The 23,019-nt window shown below is 68.1% G+C and carries 22 protein-coding genes and 1 pseudogene; 6 read left to right on the forward strand and 17 right to left on the reverse strand.

Annotation, left to right across the window (positions count from 1 at the left end; genetic code table 11):
• The 3 genes from VB739_RS12240 to VB739_RS12250 form a co-directional block, all read right to left on the reverse strand.
• Nucleotides 1-1,036 (reverse strand): FAD-dependent monooxygenase (locus VB739_RS12240; protein WP_323357333.1); only part of this gene is annotated, 1,036 nt, incomplete at its 3' end.
• A 38-nt stretch (nt 1,037-1,074) separates the two neighbouring features.
• Nucleotides 1,075-1,335 carry a hypothetical protein gene (locus VB739_RS12245; protein WP_323357334.1) on the reverse strand — a complete coding sequence of 87 codons (261 nt, stop codon included), beginning with the start codon at nt 1,333-1,335 and terminating at the stop codon, nt 1,075-1,077.
• Nucleotides 1,336-1,352: 17 nt separating this feature from the next.
• Nucleotides 1,353-1,583, reverse strand: a complete 231-nt coding sequence (locus VB739_RS12250) for a hypothetical protein (RefSeq protein ID WP_323357335.1) — start codon at nt 1,581-1,583, stop codon at nt 1,353-1,355.
• A gap of 187 nt (nt 1,584-1,770) precedes the next feature.
• Between VB739_RS12250 and VB739_RS12255 the strand changes: the two genes are divergently transcribed.
• The 5 genes from VB739_RS12255 (at nt 1,771) to VB739_RS12275 (ending at nt 8,112) form a co-directional block, all read left to right on the forward strand.
• Nucleotides 1,771-3,243, forward strand: a complete 1,473-nt coding sequence (locus VB739_RS12255; RefSeq protein WP_323357336.1) for a DEAD/DEAH box helicase — start codon at nt 1,771-1,773, stop codon at nt 3,241-3,243.
• On the forward strand, nt 3,243-3,476 hold the full coding sequence (locus VB739_RS12260; protein ID WP_323357337.1) for a hypothetical protein: 234 nt from the start codon (nt 3,243-3,245) through the stop codon (nt 3,474-3,476). Before VB739_RS12255 ends, VB739_RS12260 begins: the two co-directional genes overlap by 1 nt.
• A 309-nt stretch (nt 3,477-3,785) precedes the next feature.
• Nucleotides 3,786-4,076 (forward strand): ribbon-helix-helix domain-containing protein, encoded by a 291-nt coding sequence (locus tag VB739_RS12265; protein ID WP_323357338.1) that lies wholly within the window; start codon nt 3,786-3,788, stop codon nt 4,074-4,076.
• Between the two features lie 308 nt (nt 4,077-4,384).
• The gene (locus VB739_RS12270; RefSeq protein WP_323357339.1) at nt 4,385-7,105 is read left to right on the forward strand and encodes a DUF3987 domain-containing protein; all 2,721 of its coding nucleotides are present in this window, start codon (nt 4,385-4,387) and stop codon (nt 7,103-7,105) included.
• 440 nt (nt 7,106-7,545) lie between these two features.
• The gene (locus tag VB739_RS12275) at nt 7,546-8,112 is read left to right on the forward strand and encodes a hypothetical protein (RefSeq protein ID WP_323357340.1); all 567 of its coding nucleotides are present in this window, start codon (nt 7,546-7,548) and stop codon (nt 8,110-8,112) included.
• Between the two features lie 58 nt (nt 8,113-8,170).
• Here the strand turns inward: VB739_RS12275 and VB739_RS12280 are convergent, their stop codons facing one another.
• From VB739_RS12280 to VB739_RS12305, 6 genes are all read right to left on the reverse strand, one after another.
• Nucleotides 8,171-8,491, reverse strand: coding sequence for a hypothetical protein (locus VB739_RS12280; RefSeq protein ID WP_323357341.1), 321 nt, complete (start codon nt 8,489-8,491; stop codon nt 8,171-8,173).
• Nucleotides 8,492-8,576: 85 nt separating this feature from the next.
• Nucleotides 8,577-8,759, reverse strand: coding sequence for a hypothetical protein (locus VB739_RS12285; RefSeq protein ID WP_323357342.1), 183 nt, complete (start codon nt 8,757-8,759; stop codon nt 8,577-8,579).
• A gap of 25 nt (nt 8,760-8,784) precedes the next feature.
• On the reverse strand, nt 8,785-9,621 hold the full coding sequence (locus VB739_RS12290; RefSeq protein ID WP_323357343.1) for a recombinase family protein: 837 nt from the start codon (nt 9,619-9,621) through the stop codon (nt 8,785-8,787).
• Nucleotides 9,618-9,833 (reverse strand): hypothetical protein, encoded by a 216-nt coding sequence (locus VB739_RS12295; RefSeq protein WP_323357344.1) that lies wholly within the window; start codon nt 9,831-9,833, stop codon nt 9,618-9,620. The genes VB739_RS12290 and VB739_RS12295 overlap by 4 nt, the downstream gene beginning before the upstream one ends.
• Nucleotides 9,830-10,186: a hypothetical protein gene (locus tag VB739_RS12300; protein ID WP_323357345.1), complete on the reverse strand. Its 357-nt coding sequence runs from the start codon at nt 10,184-10,186 to the stop codon at nt 9,830-9,832. Before VB739_RS12300 ends, VB739_RS12295 begins: the two co-directional genes overlap by 4 nt.
• A gap of 168 nt (nt 10,187-10,354) precedes the next feature.
• Nucleotides 10,355-10,573 carry a hypothetical protein gene (locus tag VB739_RS12305; RefSeq protein WP_323357346.1) on the reverse strand — a complete coding sequence of 73 codons (219 nt, stop codon included), beginning with the start codon at nt 10,571-10,573 and terminating at the stop codon, nt 10,355-10,357.
• 1,151 nt (nt 10,574-11,724) lie between these two features.
• Here VB739_RS12305 and VB739_RS12310 point away from each other — a divergent pair.
• A complete protein-coding gene (locus tag VB739_RS12310) occupies nt 11,725-12,150 on the forward strand; it encodes a Panacea domain-containing protein (RefSeq protein ID WP_323357348.1) in 426 nt (141 codons plus the stop codon).
• A gap of 1,533 nt (nt 12,151-13,683) precedes the next feature.
• Here VB739_RS12310 and VB739_RS12315 read toward each other — a convergent pair.
• The 8 genes and pseudogenes from VB739_RS12315 to VB739_RS12350 form a co-directional block, all read right to left on the reverse strand.
• Nucleotides 13,684-16,293: a hypothetical protein gene (locus VB739_RS12315; RefSeq protein WP_323357349.1), complete on the reverse strand. Its 2,610-nt coding sequence runs from the start codon at nt 16,291-16,293 to the stop codon at nt 13,684-13,686.
• Nucleotides 16,290-18,011, reverse strand: coding sequence for an Eco57I restriction-modification methylase domain-containing protein (locus VB739_RS12320; protein ID WP_323357350.1), 1,722 nt, complete (start codon nt 18,009-18,011; stop codon nt 16,290-16,292). The genes VB739_RS12315 and VB739_RS12320 overlap by 4 nt, the downstream gene beginning before the upstream one ends.
• Entirely contained in the window at nt 18,008-18,808 is an 801-nt protein-coding gene (locus tag VB739_RS12325; RefSeq protein ID WP_323357351.1) for a hypothetical protein, read from the reverse strand. Before VB739_RS12325 ends, VB739_RS12320 begins: the two co-directional genes overlap by 4 nt.
• Nucleotides 18,809-19,133: 325 nt before the next feature.
• Nucleotides 19,134-19,334 carry a hypothetical protein gene (locus VB739_RS12330; RefSeq protein WP_323357352.1) on the reverse strand — a complete coding sequence of 67 codons (201 nt, stop codon included), beginning with the start codon at nt 19,332-19,334 and terminating at the stop codon, nt 19,134-19,136.
• 76 nt (nt 19,335-19,410) lie between these two features.
• Complete coding sequence (locus tag VB739_RS12335; protein WP_323357353.1) at nt 19,411-21,282, reverse strand: recombinase family protein; 1,872 nt, start codon at nt 21,280-21,282, stop codon at nt 19,411-19,413.
• Between the two features lie 39 nt (nt 21,283-21,321).
• Nucleotides 21,322-22,554: a phospholipase D-like domain-containing protein gene (locus VB739_RS12340; protein ID WP_323357354.1), complete on the reverse strand. Its 1,233-nt coding sequence runs from the start codon at nt 22,552-22,554 to the stop codon at nt 21,322-21,324.
• 71 nt (nt 22,555-22,625) lie between these two features.
• Nucleotides 22,626-22,832, reverse strand: a complete 207-nt coding sequence (locus tag VB739_RS12345; RefSeq protein WP_216909116.1) for a hypothetical protein — start codon at nt 22,830-22,832, stop codon at nt 22,626-22,628.
• Nucleotides 22,832-23,019 (reverse strand): annotated as a pseudogene (locus VB739_RS12350) (DUF4912 domain-containing protein); the annotation flags it as partial. The gene VB739_RS12345 and the pseudogene VB739_RS12350, both read right to left, overlap by 1 nt.

Consider the following 23,019-nt stretch of genomic DNA (forward strand, 5'->3'; position numbering starts at 1 on the left):
GCTGCTGGATCCGCCGGATCTCCGGCAGCCGCGCGGCGGTGATCGCCGCTGCCGCTTGATCGATGGCGGCCGGCCCACCCGCCTGCAGGGCGGGCGCCAGATGCCTGGCGGCCACCAGGGCATCGCGCAGGGCCATGTTGATGCCCTGGGCCCGCAGCGGGCTCATCGGGTGGGCGGCATCGCCGAGCAGCAGCAGGCCCGGCCGTTGCCAGCGCGGGCAGAGCCCCACCCGTACCGGCAGTCGCACCGGCCCCTGCACGGCCGTCTCCGTCAAGGCCCGCAGCAATCGGGCCAGGGGTTCGGGGGCGTCCCTGGCCCAGAGCTCCAACCAGGCCTTGGGGCTGGCCGGGGTGGGGGTCTGGGCGGTGCGGTCCGGTTCGATCGCCCAGCCGAGCTGCACGCCGCCGCGGGCGGAGGGGAACAGGGCATAGCTGCCGGCGGCGCCCACCACGGTCACGAAGTGGCCGGCCAGCCAATGCACGAGCGCCTCGGCCCCCTGGGGCTCCAGCCGGAACCAGAGCACGTCGAGCGGGCTGGGGGCGCTCTCCAGCACCAGCTCCGCCTTGCGGCGCAGCAGCGACTCCCGGCCATCGCAGGCCACCACCAGGTCGGCGTCCCGGGCGGTGCCGTCAGCCAGGCGCACCCCAGCGATGCGGCCGTCCTGCTCCAGCAGGTCGGTGACGGCCTGGCCCTGGTGGAAGCGGAACCCCGGCAGCCGGCCCGCCTGGCTCAGAAGTTCCCGCAGCAGCGCGTCCTGGTCGATCAGGGTGCAGGGGACCGGGCTGCCCATCGGCTCGGCCGCCTCGAACAGGAGCTGGCCGTCGAGGAAGAAGCTCCAGGCCGCCAGGGGGCGCTGGGCCACTGAGGGCGGAAGGGGCAGCAGGCCCATGGCGGCCAGGGCCGCCAGGCCGCTGGGCATCAACCCTTCGCCCCGGAAGGGACGGCCGCCACGGCCGGCGGTATCGATCAGGTTGACCGGGAGGCCGCGGCGGGCCAACAGCAAGGCGAGGCTGGCGCCGGCGGGACCGGCCCCCACCACCACCACCCGGCTGGCAGGGGCCCCGGACGGGCTGCTCAGGTGAAGGAGTTGTAGTTGAGGCCCTCCTCAGGGTTGGCGGTCTCCGCCCCCTGGAGGGAGCTCTTCATCCTGAGCAGGTAGTCGACCAGTTCCTGCTGAACGGTCAGCAGCTCGCTGGTGCAGCCCCGGAAGGCGGCACGGTGGCGGATTTCGTCGTGGCGGGTGTGCAGGTCCCGCAGCATCAGGTTGATGGCATCCAGGCGTGGGGTGACCTGGCGGGAGCTGGCGGTGGCGGCGGGAGTGGACACCGGGTCCATGGATCCTGTGCTAGGCGTTACCGAATCGTAGTCGTCGCTGCGGGCGCGGCTGCTTCAGCCCGCTGTGTTCCGCTGCCGCAGCTGCGCCGCCGCTGCTCCATGCGGCGGGCCAGGCGGCCGCTGACGCCCAGTTCGGCCCCGCGCCAGAGGCGGTCGACTTCCGCTTCGAAGTGGCGCGCCAGTAAGGGGGAGCGGATCAGCAGCAGGGTTTCATCGTTCTGGAACGCCGCACTCGCTGATTCATACATTGAGCACACACACGACGCAGGGAGCGGCAGTTGCTGAGATCCGTTCCCGCATCCCGGTTTCGCTGAGGGCGCAGCTCGACCAGCTCGCCGTCCACAACTTCCGCTCCCAGTCCGGAGAGGTGGCGGCCGCTGTGGCGGCATGGGTGGCCCAGCACCAGCCCCCCGGCACGGCCAGCGAGGGGACCTGATGGGCTTCACCCTGCGCCCGTATCAGGCCGACCTGATCGCCAGGGCCTGCGCCGCGCTGAAGGAGCGCCAGGCCCCCCTGGTGGTGCTGCCGACCGGTGGTGGCAAGACGGCGCTGATCGCCGAGATCGTGCGGCTGAACCGGAGCACCGGCCGCCAGACCGTGGTGATCTGCCACCGGCGGGAGATCCTCCAGCAGATCGCCGCGGCCATCACCCGCCACACCGGCGAGGCCCCCCAGCTGGCGGAGGCCGGGAGCCGGCCGGATTGGTCCGCCCCGGTGCTGGTGGCGATGGTGCATACGATCGTTCGGCGGCTGGACCAGCTGCCCCAGGGGGTGCTGCTGATCGCCGACGAGGCCCACCACATGGGGAGCCCCAGCTGGCGGAAGGTGCGGGACGCCATGGCGCCGGAACTGTTGATCGGGTTCACCGCGACCCCGATTCGCCCGGATGGCCGCGGCCTGGGTGAGGCCGGGTTCGATGTGCTGCTCGAGGGGCCCAGCCCCCGGTGGCTGATGGCCCAGGGACACCTATGTATGTACGACCTCTACGCCGCCGCCCAGATCGATGTGGCGGGGGTTCGGACCACGCGGGGGGACTACGACATCAGCGAGCTGGGCCTGCGGGTCGTGGGCCTCGCCGGGTCCGTGGTACGCGACTGGCTGCGGCTTAACACAAGCAGGATGCCGACCATCTGCGTTGGCGTCTCAGTGGAGCATGCCGAGGAACTGGCCGCGGCGTTCCGGGCAGCGGGCATCAAGGCGGTGGCGGTGGACGGGAAGACCCCCACGGCCGAGCGGGACCGGATCTTCGCGGCGTTCCGTGCGGGGGAGATCCAGGTGCTGTGCTGTTGTGCCCTTGTGGACGAGGGCCTGGACGTGCCGGAGGCCGGCTGCCTCCAGCTGGTGCGGCCCACCCGATCGCTCCGCCTGTTGCGCCAGCTCCAGGGGCGGGTGCTGCGGCCGTCGCCGGGGAAGGTGCGGGCGCTGCTGATCGACCACGGGCCCAGCTGGCGGGAGCTGCCGCCGCCCTGCGAGGAGATCGCATGGAGCCTGGACGCCTCCACGGTGGCCCAGCCTCGGGGGGAGCGGAGCAAGACGATCCGCGCCTCCGATGGCCGCATCGAGGTGGTGGCCCGGCAGGACCCGTCGGCCCAGCTGGTCCACATCACCCCGGAGCAGGCCGCGCTCCAGCGGGAGGAGCACAACCGCAAGCGACTGGAAACGGTGTGCAGGCTGTACGGGCTGGGGCGGATTCCAAAGGGCGCGATCTACACCGAGCTGCGCCGCTGCCTCAGAACGATGGGGGAGTTCAAAGCAGCCGCGAAGGCCCTGGGCCACAGCAACCTCTGGGCGATGGGCCAGTTCCAGCAGCAGAAGAAGGAGCGGGAGGCAGCTGAGCGGAAAGCTCAGCAGCGGGCCGAGCGGCAACGGGCCCGGGAGATGGGAGACGATTCCCTGCTCGCTAGCTGATGCCAGCTCCACCCACCACCAGACCGCGGCGGGCGCTGGAGACCCCGCTCCTGCTCACCCGCCCCCTGGACCGGCACCCCCACGCCGACTGGGCCCTCCTCCTCCAGGGGCCGGACGGCGCCATCACCGGGGGCTTCCATCAGGGCCGCCTGCTGGACGCGGCCCAGGCCGTGGCTCTGCAGCGGGCGCATCGCTGGGAGCCATCCGGCGCAATCCCTCCGCCATTCGAGTGAAACAAAGGGGGTACTCCTAGGAGTGTGGATGTAGACCACGGCCGTCTGTTTAGCGGGCTCTCAGTCCTGTGGATGAATCGGATATTGCTGGTCTCAAGTTCATCCAATTTCGGCGTATTGCCTTGACTTCATAGCAGCTCCAACCTATGCTTTGGCACGAAGACGCACCGCCCCCGGTGGAGCGCCTTCTTCCACCACCACCACGACGTTCCATGCCATCCCCAACCAGCCGAGCAGCACCTTTATCCACCCATTGTTTTTCCAATACCTATGGACTTCACCGCCCCAAGAAGCGGGCCAGGCCTGACGGTGCAGCCTGGAGTTACCTGCATCGTTTCGCTCCGACTTCCACCTGCCTACGCGGCAGCCATTGATGATCTGGCGGCAAGTCTTGGCCAGTCGAAGATCAGCCTGTTCCGTCGCGCCGTCGAACACTACGTATCAACTGCCAGGCCTGAAGCGGATCCCGCCCTGGTGCAACACCTGCTCGACCTCGGCAGCCAGATCCGCGATCGCCCGCACCCCTCGAGCCGCTGGCGGCCCGAGGCCCTAAACCCCACCACCACCACCGAGGCCACTCCCCACAGCGAAGGGAGGTAGGCGGTGGCTCCCATTGATGAAGGCCGACGAGGACCTGACCCCTCGGGCGGCCGTGCCCCGGCAAGAAAGAACCGGGCAGGTTGTGACAGTTCCCAGCTGATTCTGCCATTCCTCAGCGGGTGGGAGTCGCAGCTGCTCGCCCGCCGTATCGGCCAGCTCCGTGCCCCCCGGGCTTTGGGCGTTGCCGGGCTGCAGGCCGCGGCCGGGCGGATCATCGATGCCCACCCGGACTGCCCCATTCGGGCCTCGCGTCTGGTGGACCGGCTCACCGTCGCCATGGATCTGGCGAAGTGGGAGGGGAGGCCCTGATGGCTGCCACACCCACGCCCGCGGCGCTCACCGCCGCTGAGGATGCTCTGGCCTTCCTTGAGGCACTGGGCAAGGACCCAGCGCAGACCTACTTCCGCACCCTGCAGCAGGGCACACAGCCCAACAGGAGGCGACGCGGCAGGGACCTGTTGGGCTTCAACCTCGAGGCCCTCGTCCGCGACAACGCCAGCCAGTCGATCTACGTGGTCGTCGGCAACGCCACCGGCGCCACCGGCACCGACCGCAAGACCGGCCGCCCAACCGGTGCGGTCATCGACGAAGACTGCCCCACGGTGTCGGCCGTGTTTGTCGAGTGGGACAACAAGCCCATCGACTGGCAGCGGAACGCCTGCAAGGAGCTGGGGCTGCCTGAGCCGTCCCTGATGGTGGCGACCGGTGGGAAGTCGGTCCACTGCTACTGGGTCCTGCGCGAGCCCATGCCGGCCGCCGAGTGGCGCCAGCTCCAGACACGCCTGATCGAACACTGCGACAGCGACCGCAGCTGCAAGAACCCCTCCAGGGTGATGCGGCTGCCGGGCTTCGCCTACATCGACAAGGCCACCGGCAAGCCGACCGACAACCGGGCCGAGATCATCCACAACAGCGGCGCCCGCTACAGCGTCCGGGAGCTGGAGCAGTGCATCCCCGCCGGCACCGCAACCCCAGCCCCGCTGCCTCTGCTGCAGGCTCCCAGGCCTGCGCCGATGGTGTCCGGCGCCCCGGTGCCGTTCCGGGACTTCATCACCAAGGCCGCGGCGGAGCTGATCGAAACCGGCAGCCGCGAGGGGTCCTGCAATGACGACGGCCTAGCCCTTTCCATGGAGCTGGTCGCCGTGGAGGCCTGGCTGCAGGCCCAGGGGGCGCAAGCGGACGAAACCGCCCATGACGCTTACGCCTGCTACCTCAGCCACTGCCCCGACACGATCAACGGCGCGCCATTCGACACCCGTGCCGCCTGGGCCCGGTTCGAGGGTGCCGCCGCTCGGCAGCCCACCACGGGGACCCCAGAGGACAAGCTGCTGCAGCGGCTGGGGTTCCACCGCCGGAAGGCAGCGCAGCCTGCCAGCAACGTCATCCCGTTCAGCGGCACCCGAAACGCCCAGGTTGATGAGATGTTCCGGGATGAGTCCGCAACGGCAGCGGCATCGGCGGAGGAGTCACCAGACCCCGCCACGCTTGCCCAGCGGAAGCTCCGCGAGGCCGTGGCCGATGGCATCGGGAGCGCCGACATGGAGGCCCTGCTGGCGAGCCTGGCGCAGCGGACGAAGCTGCACCCTTTGGCCCTCCGCAAGATGGCCGAGGCCCTCCAGGCTGAAGGCCAGGGGGCCGAAAGGATCGCCGCCGAGGCCGAGCGCCTGCAGAAGCGGATCGACCAGCAGCAGGCCGGCCAGGCCCTCACCCTCGACTACCTGCTGCCGGCCCCGATCGCCCAGGCCCTGGAGCTGCGGACCCGGTACCTGCCGGCCGATGCCCCTGCGGTGGCCTGCCTGTTCCTTTCTTCAGTCGCCAGCCTCCAGAAGATCGGCAGCCGCATCACTGGGAACCCAGCCTCTGGGTTCACCGTTCCGCTCAACCTCTGGACCGCGATCATCGCCGCCAGCGGCCAGAAGAAATCCCCACTGCTCCGACGGGTGGTGCTGGACCCAACCGCCGAGATCCGCCAGACCATGGCCGAAGGGAACCGGCGCGACCTGCAGGAATGGACCCAGCAGTGCCGTGAGGCCTCGAAAGGCCAGAAGCCCGATGCCCCCCAGCCGCTGCGCCTCCACGTGGGGGACGTGACCGGCGAGGCCTTGGCCGCCCAGCTCGTCACCCTGGCGGAACGCCGGCGGGGTTTGTTGGTGCTGCGCGATGAGCTGTCGGCTCTGTTCGCCGGCCTGAACCAGTACAAGGGCGGCGGCGGGAACGATGGCCAGTTCCTCCTCGAGCTGTTCGACGGCGAGGGTCACACGTCCCTTCGGATCAGCGGCACCCGCGAGTTCCCCGATTCCCTGGTGTCGATCGCTGGGTGCATGCAGCCCGCGGTGCTGGCCCAGCTGGTCAACGCCAGCACCAGCGACGCCGACGGCCGCTACGCACGGTTCCTGTTCGCCCCGCTGACCCAGCAGCCGAAGCGGCTGCCCTGCCCCACCCCTGAGGAGCAGGCCGCCATTGATCGGGCCGGCGCAGACCTGCAGCGCATCCTCGGGGAAATCCACCGCGAACCGGCCAGGCAGCTGCACCTGGGCCCGGATGCCATGGAGCTGTTCGCCGACTATGAGCACCGCCAGGCCCTCGCCGCCGCCGCCGCCACCATCCCCGCCCAGGGCGCTGTCCTCGGCAAGTCCGCAGGGAAGGTGCTCCGCGTGGCTGGTCTGCTCCACCGTCTGGATGGGATCGCCAACGGCACGAAAGGCACCACGGTCGGGGCTGATCCGCTGCTGCGGGCGATCGACCTTGTGGAGCACCTGAACGGGTTGGTTCTGGGCCTCCATGCCGATCTGAACGCCGGATCCGAGCCCACCGGGCTGATGCGGAAGATCCACGACACCGCCAGGTCAGTGAAGAAGCCATTTCAGTGGCGGCAGCTCCGCGACCGCCTCGGGAAGCGCCAGGCGGAGGAGTGGGGGCGGGACAGCTTCGAAGCTGCCATCGAGGCCTTGCGCGCGCTCGGGGTCGGACGAATCGAATCACCCGATCGTGGCGGCCTGGCCTACGTGCCGACAGGGGACCTTCCATGACGTGGGGGTCGTGGGGGTCATGTGGGGGTCGCGGTGACCCCCACAAAGATCACAGGCCAGGACTGGAGTTATGGGGTTGTGGGGGTCGTGGGGGTTCTTTTTTGGTTTCTTCCTTTCTCCCACCCGCTCCATTGCTCTGGAGATGCACGAACCCCCAGACGACCCCCACGACCCCCAAGACGGCCAGATCCGCTGCAGCGCATCGGAGTTGCGCGGGGGTTCCCCCGCCCCCACCGGACCCCCACGACCCCCACGCCCCACCTTCATCACCAGTCCGGCGCTTGGCATCCCTCCAGTGGTGCATCCGTGCACCGGGCCCCGGGCTTTGGGAGGTGTCCTTGCTCCTCCTCCACTCACTGCATCGGTGCAGTGGGTCGATGGGTGGGGGAGGTGTACTTGCAACCTTGCATCAATAACCGTTCTCACTTCGCTTCTCTCCAATGAGAGTCACGCCTTGCGACAAGCTCACCGGCTTCACGATGTGGCACCACCAGGGCGTGCGCGCCGTGGAGCGGATGCTGCTGGACGGGACGCTGCCACCTCGGGCCCTGCTCGCCGTCTGGGCCATCGCCGCCCGGGTGCATCCCCTCACCGGCAAGGCGTGGGCCACCGGCGATGAGCTGTCGGCCGTCTACGGGATGCACCCCGAGAACTTCGGCCGCCACCTCAGCGCGCTGAAGAAACTGGGCTTGCTGGTGCGCCGCAAGGAGAAGCCCGCCAAGAAGTTGGAGCCCTGGGAGCGGCGCTACCTGCCCGATCCCAGCACCCGGGGACCCCACAGCGGCCGGCTGTTCTTCCAGCTCCACCCGCTGCTGGTGAGCGTCGGCAGCCGGACGAAACGGGAGAAGGCGCTGGATGAGTTCCGCGAGGCGATCGGCAACCGGGTGACGCCGTTCGAGGAGGTGCTGGCCGCCGTCAAGGCCGAGGACGAGGCGGCGGAGCTGGCCCAGTACATCGAGCGGATGACCGGCAGCGAGGCCACGCCCGCAGGCGCCCGAGCCACCTGAGCAGCACCCCCTCGAGGACGCCGGCCGCGGCCGCGGCCACCAGCCCCGAGGCCAGCCCTCAGCCCTGCGCCTGGTCGCCCTCGCCGCCCTGGGAGGCCCGCTGCTGCTGCCGCCATCGCCTGGCCCGCTCCCGCCCCAGCTCCCGGGCCCGCTCCAGATCGGCGGCCCTGGTGCGCTTGCCCCGCTCTCGTTCGGCCTCCAGCCCCGCCGGGGTCTTGATCCAGCACGGCCAGCACAGCCCGTCTCCCTGGCGGTCGGGGCGCTGCCTGAGGGTGGGCTGCAGCTTGGCCCCGCAGCTGGGGCAGCTCGCTACCGCCTCGCCCGCCTTGAGACGGGCCCTCCGGCGGGCCTGGCGTTCGGCTGGGGTGAGGGGAGGCATCCCTCCAGTGTCACGGAACCCGGTGATAGCCGCCACAGGACCGGGATCCCCTGCTCTCTCAGCCAGCAGGCGCCGGGCAGCGAGCTCAGCCGGGCCCGCCTTCCACCGGTGCCCCCTCGAACAGTGGACCGAGGGGCGCGACCTGCAGCTGGCCCTGTTCGAGCGTCTCCAGCTTCGGCCCGGGACGCTCGGGGCCGTACCGCTCAGCGGGCACGCCCGTTCCGGGTAGGCCCTGCTGCTCGTAGCGGTGGCGCTGCTGCTGGCCCATCACGGCTCGGCTTGGGAGCTGGAGCCTATGGGTGTGCGGCAGCGTTGGGGGGTGTGATCGGCGACGGCCCCAGCCCCAGCCGCTGCAGCGCCCGCGAGACCTGGGTGGGCTGCCATCGGGACGCACCGCCGGCCGTGGTGACGCCGGCCGCCTCCAGGGCCGCCGCCATGGTCCGCAGGGAGGCCCCTGACGCCGCCATGGGGCGCAGGATCCCCCGCAGCCGTTCGGCCGCCTCTGTGGCCTGCTGGCGCCTGGCAGCGTTGGCCGCGGCGGCCTGGGGTCTGGCAGCCCCGAAGCGGACCCCGCGGGCCCTGGCCTGGGCCATCGCCTCCCTGGTGCGCTCGCTGATGCGCCGGCTTTCGAACTCAGCCACCGAGGCCATGACGGACAGGATCAGCCGGCCGGCGCTGGTGGTCGCGTCGATCTCTGGGAGGTCACAGAACAGGAAGCCGGCCAGCCCGTTGGCCTCCGCCTCCCTGCTGAGCCGCAGCACGAACTCGGCATCACGGGCCAGGCGATCGAGCTTGGCCACGACCACGGCAGCCCTGAGCCTGAGGGCCTCGCCCAGGGCCTGGGCCAGCACCGGCCGGTGGTTCTTCCTGCCGCTCTCAACCTCGGTGAACTCGGCCACCAGCACTGCGCCACGGTCGGCGGCCAGCTGCTGGATCCGCAGCCGCTGGGCGTCGAGGCCCAGGCCGCTCTGGCCCTGCCGGTCGGTGCTGACCCGGTAGTAGGCCACCAGCTGGAGCTGGGTGTTACGGGCCGGCGGTGGTGCCGTGACGGATCCGATGCCTCCCTCGCCTGTTACGGATCGGGGCGGGGCAGGGCCGGCCGGCGGCGGTGCGGTGGTGGTGGCCGTCATGGCGTGGTCTCAGTGGTGGTGGTGGTGGACAGGGGCCCGCCGGTCGGTGGGTGCCGCCCTCGCCCGCCCCTCCCCTCGGCGAGGGCTACGGAGACCACGGCCACCGGCAGCGCCAGCGACGCGGCCATCAGTGCCAGGCGGATGGTGGTGGCGGGTCCGGCCGTGACCAGGCCCAGGGCGAGGGCGGCGCCGATCCAGTGCCGGCCTCTCACGCCAGGGCCTCCAGCAGCTGCTGACGGCGACCGGAGCGGGCCAGGCCACGGTGGCCAGCCGCACGGGCCAGCTTCCGCAGCTCGCGCACCGGCAGGGCCTCCAGCTGGGGCATGGGCGCCTCAGGGGCAGGGGCAGGCGCCGTAGGTAGCAGCAGGGCGGCGGGTGGCGCTGGGGCCAGCTGCAGGGGCACAGGGGCGGGCCTGGATGGTGTCGGCCTCCAGCCGGCCAGGGTGAGCAGCAGGGCCAGGCCGTGGGCCACCAGGGGCCGGAGCAGCAGGGCCAGGGCCTCGACGGTGGCGGCCGCGGCGACCAGGGCCAGCAGAAGGGCCCGGTCGGTGGTGTCGGTGTTCATCAGTGGTTGCGCCCGGCCGGGAATGGAGAGCGTCCGGCGGGCAAGACCAGCTCCAGGGCTCGAACCTGGGCGCCGCCTCTACGGGCTGGCTGGTGGTGGTGCGGTGGTGGTGGTGGCGATCGACGGGAGGGCGCCGACCAGCTGGGTCAGCCGGCATCCCTCAGCGGGTCAGAGCAGGCCCCAGCCGGTGCTGGTGCGCCCCTCGACCCGATCGACCACCAGGCGCACCCGGTGGCGGCCCAGGTCGAGCCCCCAGGTGCGGGTGGGGCCGTCGTGGTCGGACCAGAGGCCGCGGCCCAGGGAGGCGTCGGTGTGGTCGAGGTGCAGGGCCAGCTGGTGGCCGAGCAGTGCCGGCAGGGAGAAGCCGGCGAGGAAGGCGATGGTCATGGCCGTGGATGCGATGGGACGGGCAGCTGCCCCGGGCGGGCGGCGTTGCTGTTGCGGTGCTTGTGGCGTTGCGTCCGGCGTCCGTTGCGGCCGGGTGCTGCTGCCTGAGCGCACCATAACGCCGGGTGCCGTGACGTGCGGGGATTGTTGTTGTACCTCGTAACAATCGTCTCCCCCTGCTGATGACTCAGGCGCCGCGATGTTGCCCCTGTGCCGATGCCGCAGCGGTGGCCACATGGGCGCCGAGGGGTACCGGTATGGGGGGAATCTGCCGCGTCACGCGTAGGGGATCCCCCCTCAATAACGCGACCCCAAAATCACCCTGGGCCCCAACCCGCTCCCCTAAGACCTGCCCGGTCAGTTCTGGTAGGGCCCGTAAGAAGGGATCCCCTGCTGACCGGTCGATGGGGCAGGAGTGAGCCGCACATGGACGGCTCTAGGGAATGGCCGCTTGCTCTGGGCTGGGGCCGTGGGACGCCCGTAGGGGTCTTTTGCAGTGCACCGGCCAGCCTGCGCCCAATCGGGGACTGCAATGCCCAAGGCCCGATAGGTGTTGCGGAGGTTCTGAATGAACTGCTCACACGAGTTCCCTTGGGCCGCGGCGGGCGTGGCGGCCACCAGAACAGCCAGCAGTGCGGCGAGCTTCATGGTGCTGGTGGTGGCCCGTCTGCTGCAGTGGAGCGACAGACCACAGGCTCACCCTGCCAGAGGGTTGCTCTTGCTGCTGCTCCCCTTGGGCTGAGCCTTGGGGGTGGCCCCCAATGGTGAAAACCAGCCCCCGTCGGCGGGCCCGGTTCCTGAGGGTGGCGCCTGCGCTGCTGGCTGGGAGCCAGTGGACGACGACAGCCTCACCAGTGGCGCCATCGGCCCGAGGTGGTTCAGGGTGTCGGAGATTGGCTGGGGTGGCGCCTGCTCAGGGGCTGGGTCACGCCGTAAGGGTTGCCGGGCCGGGCGGCGCTCCTGACCTTCTGGCAGGCAGCCCGCCCCTGGCCCACCCGCTGGAGCAGCAGTTTCTGGAGATGGCATGTCAAACCTCGCCCCCACGCGCTGGCCGCATGGCCCCTAGCCACAAGGCCTGTATGCCCACTTGGAGCTCGGAACGCTAGGGTCCGAATAAAGACGGGAGGGGAGTAATGGGAAAGTACGACGCGATGACGCTCGCCAAATGGTTTGTAGCGTATGCCGATGCTGACGATGCTGACATCTCGAACCTGAAGCTTCAGAAGCTTCTGTATTACGCTCAAGGCCACTTTCTGGCATGCAATGGAGAGCCTTTATTTGATGACCCAATCCAGGCATGGTCGCACGGGCCGGTAGTCCCAGACGTTTATCATGCGTTCAAGAAATTCCGCTCTGGCGACGTTCAACTGGAAGAAAGTGACGACTTCACCTTCGACAAGGTCGACAACGAAACTACTCAGTTTCTGCTTGGGGTTTGGGACAAGTACGCTAAGTTCAGTCCTTGGGGATTGCGTAATATGACACACAGTGAGCCGCCATGGAAAGATGCGTTTGACGGCAGCCACAACGTCGCAATCCCGATTGCTTCGATTCGTAGCTACTTCTCGAGCCTCTGACCTCTGAGTTCTCGCTGAATGACTAGAGACAAAAACAAACGAGGCTCAAAACCCCAGCTCAATACTGGAAGCAGCGACTTTAAGTCCAGCATTGTTGCTACCCAAGACCACAATACTCTGACCCCAAAGTTTTGCCTCGCCCACATTGTTAGCGGGTATTGCCTTCAGCACTTAAATGTTGATCAGCAGGCGGCATTTGCAATATCCCTTCAGAAGCGATGCGCGCTTACATGGAAGGAAATCACCCTTGCTCCTCGCCATGGGCTCGGGTTAGAAACCCTGCCCGCTGCACAGATCAAACCAACGATTCCTGAGCCATTCAGTGACCGCAGAAATTTCATCGTTCTTCGCTACTCTGGAAAGTTGCCCATGGTGGGCGTCAGAATAGTAGATGTGTTTCATGTCCTGTGGATTGAGCGCACCTATGGAGATGTCTATGACCACAGCTAGCTAGCTGGCGAGCTTGCTATCGACAGTCTGCCGCTACTCCTAGAAGCCGCTGGCATAAACCTCAACGCCTGTCAGCGTGGTTTTCGTCAGCATGTCGTTTAACGGCACCAGAGCGTAAGCGAGCTGGGTCCAGTGGTTGAGGGCCATCCACGTCCCTGCCGCTGCGCTGGCCGATGGCGGTGACTTGCGTGGGGCTGGAGTTGAACACCTGCAGCCGTAGCAGCCCCGCCGCCTGTTGGAAGGCCCGGGGCCGGATGAAGTTGTCCACGCCCGGGGCGACGGGGACGATGGAACCGCCGGGAACTCGCGCTGGGCCATTTCAGCCTCCCGCCAGCGGGTTGCCCTTGCCGATGCTCGCCAGGCCCTGGAACTTGCTGATGGCGGCCATGGTGGAGGTGGCCCCCTCGAGGAGGCTGGTCCCGATCCGGAGGCCACCGGCGAGGCCGCTGGGCCCTGCTCCGGTGGACGAGGGCGGGGCGAGATCGGGAGGGAGGGTAGAGACATGACCGGCGCCTGTCCCGATTCATTTTGCTCGTTAGGTGGATGTTCGGAAACGCCAACTGTTTGACGTGCCGACGCTTCTCTATCTGCCATCACCCTGCCGGGGCTGCAGATAGGTGGATACCGCAATCTGCCAAACGGATCGCGGATTTAGTTCGGCGCTAGTAAAGCTCCCAGCAGCGTTCCGCTTTTATACCAAAACAGGAACCTACAGGGGCGTGGGAGACGCCTGCCCCAGCTTCCGGAGCGCTTCTACTTCTGGCAATACCTGGTAGAAGCGTCGTCTGGCCTGACGCCTTACAGCCTGCGGCGTGGCTACTGCTGGCGCGCGCATAACACCTACACCCGTTCTATTGCTGTCCGTGATCTGGCTCGCATGATGGGCCTTAACCCTGTTACCCATCGCCGTTGCTATGGCAAGTGCGCCGATGAGGCGGGTCTAGAGGAGGTGGTGACGCGGGCGATGGGGGAGGCTGCGATTCTCCAGCGTCCTCTCCCAGCCCAATCGATCACTGACGCCTCCAATATCGTTCGCGTCCGAACTGCCGCTGAGCGCTAGGGCCGGACACGTGACCAGGCGCGTCAGGCGGTCGGGAGGGGTGGGGCCGGCTCGCTGTGCTCCCACAGCCCGAGCCGGGTCGGCTCCGAGCCGTAGAAGTGCGTGCCGAGGTAGTCGAGGCTGGCCCGCTCGAAGAGCCGGAACTGCCATATGGCCTCGTCCATGTGCACCGGGTTGAACACGCCGACGGCCGCGAGCTTGTGGAAGTCCGCGAGCGTCAGGCCGGTGACCCGCTCGAAGAGCTGGGTGTCGAGCGACTCGATGACGTGCACGAGTGCCTCTTCGCGGAAGTCGGTCAGGTACATGAACACCGGGATGGCCTGGACGAACTTGAGGAGCTTGGCCCGCAGGGTCTTGACCTGCTCGCGCTTGGCCTTGCGGGCTGCGGTCACTTCGGCGTCTTCGGGTTCGTCGCTACCGCCTTCGGCCCGGGTCTTCTTGCCCTTGCGGAGCTTATTGGACTGGGCGATGATCTTGTTGGCGTCCTCACGCAGGTTTCGGAAGTCCTCCACCTGCTCGAGCCGGTCAAGAAGGTCGCTGTCGGCGAGCAACTTGGTGAGGACCTCGTCGGAGAGGTCGATGAGGCGCGGGCTGCCCCAGCGCTTGGCGAGCATGGCCGCGCCCGCGCCGGCAGTGCCCCAGTCCATGACGGTGTTGACGTCAACTGGGTCCATGCGGCCGCCATCAAAGGCGAAGATGGGCAGGTACTCGATGAGCTCCCCGATGACGGCCGGCGGCGGCGTCTTCATCGACCCACCCGACAGCTGGGTGCCGTACTGGTAGACGAGCGTCAGGGCACGGTTTGGGTCGAAGTCGAACACGTAGCACGTGTCCTTCTTGATGGTGCGGGATCCATCATCGTTGCGCATTGTCCAGGGAGACTGCACCCGGAAGGCGGCCTGGAAGTACGACTCGGGCGACTTAAGCGAGCGCAGGATCAAAATGGCGCCCCACTGCGGAACGGTCACCCCGGTCATGAGCTTGCCGACCGACAAGGTGATGGTGCCCTTGCCCAGCTTGGCCGCCTTGGCCAGTACCGCGTCGACGGGCTTCTTGGCCTCGGCGCCCATCTTGGCAGCGTTCCCGGCCGCGACATGCACGAGGTAGTCCTTGAAGAACGGGTGCGCCTCGAGCTTGGCCTTCATGGCGTGGGCAGACGCAACGGACGGCAAGAACCAGACGGTGTGCTCGACCGCTGCGGTGAAGCGCCCGTCGCTGTAAGGGAACGGCGGCTTGAAGTTGTTGAGCAGCTTCTCGGTCGCCGACTGGGTCATCTGACCGCGCAGCAGGTTGAGGAACTCGCCCACCCGGTTGTCGTCGACGAAGTGGTACTCGGACCCAACTTTGTTCGCAGCAAAGTAGCCCGACAGGTCGAACAGCCCGTCTGCGCCCTGGTCGATCGCCACCGATGCCATCTCCGACAAGGCGTAGGTGAACATCTGCATCTGGGGCAGCTCACGGTACGGGTTGCGATCTGCCTCCCGGCTCGGGTTCTCGTCCCACTCGGCCTTGGCCGCCTGCTCGTCGGGGTAGGTCCAGTTGAAGATGGCGTCTTCGTTGAACTCTCCTTCGGTCAGCGCCCGGAACGGGGTGCCCGACAGGTACAGGTACGACTTGGCCGACAGGTGCAAGTCGGCGGCGTCGAGGTCCTCGGTGATGCCCGCGTCAGGCGTGGCGGCGATGAGCCGTGGTGTGCCCTCGTTGACCAGGTCGGTGAGCTCGTCGGCCCGCTCGGCCTCGGCGTCAGCGTCGGCGGCCTCCTTGCGGTCGGTCTTGGTCGTGTCAGCCGTCGCCGGGCTGCACACTTCCTTGGCCGCGCCCTGCCAGGCGCCGAAGTGGTATTCGTCGAGGACGATGCAGTCCCAGTCGATCAGGTGTACGTCGACGTTGTGGTCCTTGACGTCCCCGTCGGCGCCCTTGCCCAACAGGTCCTGGAACGAGGCGAACCACACGACGGGCTTTTCGGTGTCGGGGTCACACGGGTTATGCCGGTCGGAGTAGACCCAGTCAGCAAAGTCGACGTGGCTGACGAGGTCGTCGTGCCAGGCGTTGCGCACCGCCGGCTTGTACGTCAGCACCAACACCCGCTTCCATCCCATGCGCCGGGCGAGCTGGTAGGTGGTGAACGTCTTGCCGAACCGCATCTTGGCGTTCCACAGAAAGCGTGGCGGATGTGCGTCACCGGCATGCTCAGCGAAGTAGGCGGCGGTCTGGTCGACGGCGGCTTCCTGCTCGGGCCGCATCCCGAAGTCGTCGACCCGGCCCGGGTCGTACGCCCGCCTGGCCCGCACAGCGGCGATCGCAGCCCGGATCTCGTCCAGGGTCGCTTCGACGACTTCGCTCTGGCGCTGCACGCCGGCCGAGTCGAGCACCGCGTGGACTGCGTGATCGTCGAAGGTCGTGCCGTCCTCGCGCACTGCCGGCTCATCGATGTGGATGACGATGCCGTCCCCGCCGGGGTACAGCGTCCCGGTCTGCTCCTTGATGCGGACGCGAGGGTCCTTGCGGCCCGTGTAGCCAACTTTGAAGCGGCCGCGTCCTTCCACCGTCGTCGACCCGACCGTGCGGGTCCAGTCCGTGTCATAGCCGGGAGCGGTGTAGACGTAGATGCGCCCTGCGGCCTTCCCACTCACGCGTAGTCCTCGCTGTCCGACTCGACCTCGGCCTGCTCCCGCTCCTTACCCGGCGCCCGGTACTTGGCCCCGCCTGGCAGGTGCGACGCGGGGATGGGCGAGTCGAGGGAGAGGACCACATCGCGGGGGTGGATGGTCTCTTCGATGTACGCCCGCTCATTCTTCGTCAGCCCGAAGTGCTCGTACAGGTCCTCGTCAGTCCAGGGCCGCTTCATGTCCAGCATGGGCACGAATCGGAACCGCTCGGCCGTCATATGCTGAGTCACCTTGCGCTGGAGCACCAAGAACCGGACGAACTTAGTGGCCAGGTAGTTGGCGTAGTTCTTGGTCTCCGTCTTGGTCTTGAACATGCCGGCGATCAGGTACGACATCGTGCAGGCAGAACCTGGCGCAAGTGCGATCGGTTCGCCGAGGACGTACGAAACCTCTCGACCGTGCCCATCACCAGCCATAGGGATCAAGACCTTGTAGCTGGCGATCGCATGATGGTTGCGCTCGATCTGATCGGGTCGGGAATACCCGATGTGGCTGTTGTAGATGAGCGGAATTGCTCCGTCGAAGGCCTCAGGCGTGCTTCCGGAATAGTTCGTCAGCATCTGGACGCCGAAGTACTTGAGCTGAGCACATGCCTGCTCAGCCGAAGCCTTCTCGAATGCTGGGCGGAGACGCTCCACGATGGGTACCGCACGATTGTCGCGGATCACGATGCCGTCTCCGCCACGGAGGTCTCGGTTGCTCGTGGACACGATCTGACCATTGATGCGTGTTGAGAACTCGCAGTCACCGTCATGGTCGCGGTCCCACAGGAAGTACGACACGCCACCCTTGATCTCGACGCCGGGGAAGCAATCGAACAACTTGGGGTTGTCCACAATCGCTCTTAGCCGGCGATCGTTGATCATTGATGCGCGGAACTCGTCAAGCCCGAATCCACCGGTGAACCAGCGTGCTGGGGTGATCATGGCGACGTACTTGGGTTCGAGTGCGATTGCTCGTTGAACGAACCGGTGGTAGATCGTCGACGCTTGTGCACCGTGGCCTGAGGTCTGTATCTGGTAGGGCGGGTTGCCTACAATGACATCGAACTGCATGTCCTTCATCTCCTCGGTTGGGTACGCCCCGTGGATGAAGGCGTAGGCGTAGTTCTCTCGAGTGTCGCCCCGTTCAAGGCTAAGTGGTGCGCCGCAGACCTTGCACGGTCCAGACGCCTTCCCATCCTTGTTGGTTGGGTAGTCATGCGCTGCGGGCACGAATGGCAGGTTCCCGTCGGGCGCGTCGAAGTTGACGGCCGCGTACTTGCTGCTGGCGTCGCGTGACACATACACGGAGCGCCGCGACATCTCGCCGTGCACCTGGGTGACGGCCGTGCCGAACAGCATGTAGCGCAAGATATGATCAGCCCGAGCTTCAGGGTCTGGTTCCCACTCGGCCAAGCCGGCCATGAGCCGTCGAGCAATCTCGCGAAGGATGGAGCCAGACTTGGTGGCTGGGTCGAGCCAGCGGTACTCGGGGTTGGTCCACACTTCGCCCGGCAGCAGGTCGAGCAAAGCGCGGGCCAGGACCGGAGGGGTAGGGACAGCATCCGAGGACAGCGCAGCGATGACGTCGAGGATGTCGGGGACGTGTCGGGCGCGGGTCGCCCCGATCCCGATGGTCGATTCGCTGACCGACTCGGTGACCGACGCGGTGGTCGGCGCGGGCTTGGGCGCGGCGCTCATTGGCTCGACCTCGTCGTGCGGCGCTTCGGCTTGACGAGTGCGATGCCGGCAACGAGAGCGGAGTAGTGAACCGGCTCGGCGTCCTGGACGCGTTCGGCCCAGAACAGGTCGCGCTCCTCGATAGGAACAAGGGACCGGCTCCACACCCGCTGGAAGAAGCCGGACGGCGCTGGCCGCCAGTCGCACAGCTCAACTTGGTCGGCGGCATTGAGCGTGTCGCCGACCACGACGTTGTCTCCGAGGATGAGCGCGGCCGCATTGAGGAAGCCGACGGTCGGCTCCACCGTGTTCGCGTCGGTTTGGTAGTGCTCTAACACGACATGAGCCATGCGCCCGCGGGCCTCGGCGATGTTCTCCGGTGAGATGTCGACGCCGTAGATGGAGGCGAGGGCGCGGAGCAGCCGGTGCTCGTAGTGCTCCTTGGAGACGCACGCGGCCTTCGTCACGAGACGCAGCTTGCGCCGCAGGATCTCGGTGAGGAAGTTGCCCGATCCGCACGAGGGCTCGAGGAACTTGACGTCGAGCCCGTCGAAGGCGTCAGGAATCTGGTCGAGCATGGCGTCGACTTCGCGCTGATGAGTGAACACCTCGGCCAGGTCACGGACCCGTACGCGGGAGCGCACCTGGCCGAACTGCGCTTCGAGTGGCTTGAGGATGGCGTCGTCGTCGAGGGAAGCAGCACCGGCCGACTCCGGCCATGCCTCGCCGTCGGCGTCAGGAACTGACGCCCAGCCAGCGTCGGGGTCGTTGTCGTCGTCCGCCTCCCAAGGGGCCGACCACCACCCGGGCGCTGCCACCCTTGTCCCTTCCTTTCCTGATGAACTGCTCACTCCGGTAGCCGAGGACCCTGGTGTCATGCTCTTTCCAATCGTTTTATTATCGCCGCGGTCCGCAGGTGTCGTGCGCAGGCGTGCGAAGGCATCAGCAATTGAAGCGGCCAGGCTGGGGCTTCCCACGCCACCCTCCAGGCCCGCCGATCACGTCTAAGCCCTGGTCTTTCGTGCCCCTGGGCCTCGATCAGGTGTACGGAGGCACCCCACCCTTTAGGCGACGCAAATAGGGCCAGGGCCGGGGGACGCGCATGGCGGACAGGGCTCCCGGCTAAAGCAGCATCAGCCGGATTCACCACTGCCGTGGTCTGGCAGACACCACCCCCACCACCCGTGAATAGCAGCAGGCGATGGGTCGGCTGCCGCCCAGGTGGTGGTCCTGCCCTTCAGCGCCGCCCAGGATGACGGGGACGTGCTCGCCAGTGATGGTGTCGATGCGTTCTAGTGGCCAGCCGTCGGGGTCGAGGTGCCAGAGGTAGCGGGGGCGGGTCATGGGGATGGAGCAACTGGTCCCAGGGTTCCCGGGGGCGGACAGGGGCGCCGAAGATGGCGAGCGGAGGCGGTGAGCATCACGTCGTCTCCTGCCCTGCCTGTTGTCTTGCCGCCAGCGACTCCCGGTAGCTCTCCATCGCCTGGCGGTTGAACTCGGCTGCAACGAGTGCATCGATCTCCAGCCTTTCTTCGGGGGTGCCCCATTCGAACTTCTGACGCTGGTCGGGGGTGAGGAAGCTCAGGTCTGCATCCCGGCTGGTGATGCTGGAGCCAGCGATTATCGGGTCGATGAACCCGTCCTCCATCGCCTGAAGCCGCGCCTCAGGCTCCAGGGGTTCGACCCCTTGGGACTGGCAGCCGACCACCAGCTCGATCTGCTTGCCGGGGTGGACGCGGAACTGGATGGCGGGATCCCGGCTGAGGAGCCAGCGGTTGAAGGTGAGCCGTTCGCCCGCTGATGCCTGACGGAGCCCCAGCCAGAACTCCGACACCCGCTCCTGCATCTCTGCGGCTGCATCGCTGCCGGTGGGCGTGGCCCGGATGATCGCCAGCTGCTGCTCAGCCCCGGCCAGATCGGTCTGGACCCCCTTGAGCGTGGCCCTCAGCTTCTTGAGCGCCCCCTCGATGGTGGCCTGTCGGGTCTCGGTGGCGCCCTCCAGCCATGCCGCCTCGGCCCTTATCTGCGCCGCATCGAGCTGGGCCTGCAGCCGGTCCCGTTCCACGCTGAGGTGGGCCACCTCCTGCTCCAGCTCCAGCCGGCCTGCATCATCTTCGGGGCGCCGCAGCAGGGCCTCCCAGTCGGAGGAGCCCAGCCGGGTGAGGCAGTGGGCCTCCCACTCGTCGTAGAGGATGTAGCCCCTGTTGCTGCAGTTTCCGCCTTCGCGCACGTTCCCCTCCCGACAGGCGACGAAGCCGGGGTGATGGTCCCTGCAGCGGGTGGACGCCTTGTGGAAGCTGATCGCGCCACCGCAGCAGGCGCACCGGCCCAGCCCCTGGAACAGGTTGTGGACCTTCTGACTGCTGCCCCGCAGGCGGCCGCGCATCTTGTCCCGTCGCTCCATCGCCGCCCGAAGCTCGGCCCACCTGGCGTGGGTCAGCACCGCGGGGTAGTAGCCGGGGATGGGTGGGGCGTCCTTGCGGATGAGGGTTCCCAGCAGGCTCTGGTGGCGCAGCAGGAACGACAGGCGCCCGTGGGTCCACACCCCCCGTGCCGGCCCGTACTGGCTGCGGCGGTTGGCGGTTGGCGGTGGCCGGTGGCCCTCCTCCTCAAGGGTGGCGGCGATCAGGGTGGTGCCCATGCCGTTGATGGCCAGATCCACGGCTCGGTGGATGGTGGCCGCGGCGGTCGGGTCCACCACCATCCCGCCGGCCTGGTCCCGCACCAGTTCGCCTCGATCGTCGCGGGCGATCCACCAGGGCGTCGGGCCCCCGGTGCGCTGGCCCTGGTCCTGCAGCTGCCGCGCCTTCACGGCGGCACCGCTCGACCGGCGGCTGCGCTCGTTCCACTCCGCCCGCGCCTGGCTGATGGCCCCCAGCAGGCCATAGAGCCGGTGCGGTTCCTTGTCGATCAGCTTGCCGGTGAGCACCGCACCATCCCCATCAGCGAAGGCCACGGCCAGGCCCTGCCCCCAGACGTCCCGGAGCAGGGTCTCCAGTGCTGAGCGTTCGGCCTCCCGGGTGAACCGGGACATGGACTCGACCACCAGGCAGCTGCCAGGTGGCACGGCACCGGTGCGGCCGCCGTCGATGAACTTCGACAGCGCCCCCCGCTTCCGATGCCTGCCCCTCCCGGCCGACACGCCCGGATCCACCAAGGCCTCCTGGAGCACGTAGTCCGGGTGGGCAGCCAGCCAGCGGGCCAGGGCGGCCTCCTGGCGGTCCATGCCGGAGCGGTCGTCCTTCGCCTGCCGGGTGGTGCTGGTCCTCCGGTAGCTCCAGCACTGGGGCATCCCAAAGCGTCCGCATGGTGCGGCGTCAGTGTATCTGCTCTATGTTTGACACGGCCTCGGGCTCCAATTGAAGCTGCCGGTGATCACCTCACGGCCATCGAGCACCGCGAACTTGTGGTGCAGCTTGTCGCCCCGGGCCAGCTGGGGTGTGCCGACTCCTTCCAGCGGCGTGTCCCAGGCCCGGTTGCCCGCTTCGATCTTGCAGTCCTGGTCGGGCAGGGTGACGCCGAGCAGGTCGAGGGTTTCGCTGAAGGCCCGGTTGGCGAAGCCCGGATCCGCCAGCAGGCGGATCTTCACCCCCCGGCGATGCAGCTCCTGCAGCCGGTCGGCCAGGTTCTGGCCCGAGAAGACGAACAGGGCCAGATCGAGGCGCCGGCTGGTGGTGGCCAGCTTGGTCTCCAGCCAGGCCAGGCCGTGGTTGGGATCGCGGCGGCGGTGGGGGGAGAACAGCACCTCCACCGAGGTGCCGGCCACGTCGACCACCTGGGCGCCGCCACCGTCCTTGGCGATGCCGAAGCGGCTGTCCGGTTGGCCGCCGGGGCCATCGCCCCAGAGCCGGGCGAATTCGGCGGCAAACACCCCGGCCAGGGCGGGGCTGTCGAAGCGCAGCAGGTGGTTGACGTTGCCGCGGGTGCTCGGCGCGTTGGCATCGCCGTGGACGCAGGAGGGGCTGAAGTTGGCCGATCCGGTCACCACCACCCGGCCATCCACCACCAGAAACTTGTGGTGCATCAGGCCGCTGCCGCGGCTGCCGTCGGCCGTGTCGTCGAGCATCGGCACGCCGGCCCGCTGCAGCACGGCGACGGCGTCCCCCTGGCCGAGGGCCGCCAGCTGCTGCTGGCGCTGACGCTGGTGGGGCGGCAGATCCACCGGGTGCTGCTGGCTCCAGGGGGTGCTGTAGAGGTTCTCGAGCACCACCCGCACCCGCACGCCCTGGCGGTTCCGTTCCGCCAGGGCCTCCGCCACCGCCGGTAGGGAGAGCTCCTGCACCGCCACCAGAATCTCCTGGCGGGCCTCGCGGATGGTCTCCAGCAGCAGGGCCTCCAGGTCATCGCCCTGGCGCCACTGGCCGCTGATCGGGCTGCGGTAGCGGCTGTCGCCGCGATGATTGAAGGCCACCCGGATGCCCGCTGGCAGGGGCAGGGCCTGGGGCGATCCACCACTCAGGGCGGCGGGGGCGGGGCCGCAGCCCCCGAGGAGCAGGGGGACCGCCAGGCCGGCGAGGGCCTTGGGGGCGCGCCGGAACGGACAGAGGGAGACAGCAAGGGCCATGGGCTGGCAGGCGCGGCACGCTCCTTCAGCCTTCCCGGCGGCGGACGTCTCGGGGGCGCCTGGGGGGCACCTCAGTGGTGGCCGGGCATCTCCGAGGTGCTGAGCATGGCGACGAACCAGAGGGTGCCGATCACCACGGCGGCGATCACCCCCGAAGCGATGCTGACCCGCAGCATCAGGATCGGCACCACCAGTGGGAAGAGGATGGTGCCGGCCATGGGGGTGAGGGCCACGACCAGTTTGAGCAGGTTGCGGTTGGAGCTGGCGGGGGTGTCCATCAGAACCACTCGGCCACGGCCTGGCTGGCGGGGTTGCTGTTGTCTTCCGGCGTGGAGCGTCGGAACTCCATGGTGATGCTGCGCTTCTGCTCGCCATCGGCGGCCACGGCCTCGATCGGATAGAGCTGCTGGCCGTCGCGGAAGGGCACCTGCACCCGGAAGGTGCCGTCGGCCGAGAGGGGCACCT

Origin of the sequence: Cyanobium gracile UHCC 0281, from assembly GCF_034931305.1 — a bacterium.
In the GTDB taxonomy this organism is placed as follows: domain Bacteria; phylum Cyanobacteriota; class Cyanobacteriia; order PCC-6307; family Cyanobiaceae; genus Cyanobium; species Cyanobium gracile_A.